The sequence below is a fragment of the Escherichia sp. KCJ4928 genome, assembly GCF_004352695.1.
In the GTDB taxonomy this organism is placed as follows: domain Bacteria; phylum Pseudomonadota; class Gammaproteobacteria; order Enterobacterales; family Enterobacteriaceae; genus ECMA0423.
Genome location: NZ_SJWV01000646.1, coordinates 1 through 378, shown reverse-complemented (window position 1 = coordinate 378; position 378 = coordinate 1). Strand labels below are relative to the sequence as shown.

General features: G+C 53.7%; 1 protein-coding gene. It reads left to right on the top strand.

Going from position 1 to position 378, the window contains the following annotated elements:
* On the top strand, nt 1–332 hold a 332-nt coding region (gene umuD, locus E0D98_RS26055), incomplete at its 5' end, for a translesion error-prone DNA polymerase V autoproteolytic subunit (RefSeq protein WP_131891564.1).
* Nucleotides 333–378 lie beyond the last annotated feature (46 nt).

The following is a 378-nucleotide window of genomic DNA, read 5'->3' as shown; positions in this document are numbered from 1 at the left end:
ATTATGCTGAGCAGGAACTGGATCTGAACAGCTATTGCATCAGCAGACCTGCAGCCACCTTCTTTCTGCGCGCCAGCGGTGAATCGATGAACCAGGCTGGCGTGCAGAATGGTGATCTGCTGGTAGTGGACAGGGCCGAAAAACCACAACACGGGGACATCGTTATCGCTGAGATCGACGGTGAGTTCACCGTCAAACGACTGCGGTTGCGCCCACGCCCGGCACTGGAGCCGGTTTCAGACAGCCCGGAGTTCCGCACACTGTATCCGGAAAACATCTGTATTTTTGGTGTTGTCACTCACGTGATACACAGGACGCGGGAGTTACGCTGATGTTTGCACTGGCTGATATCAACAGTTTCTACGCCTCATGTGAAAA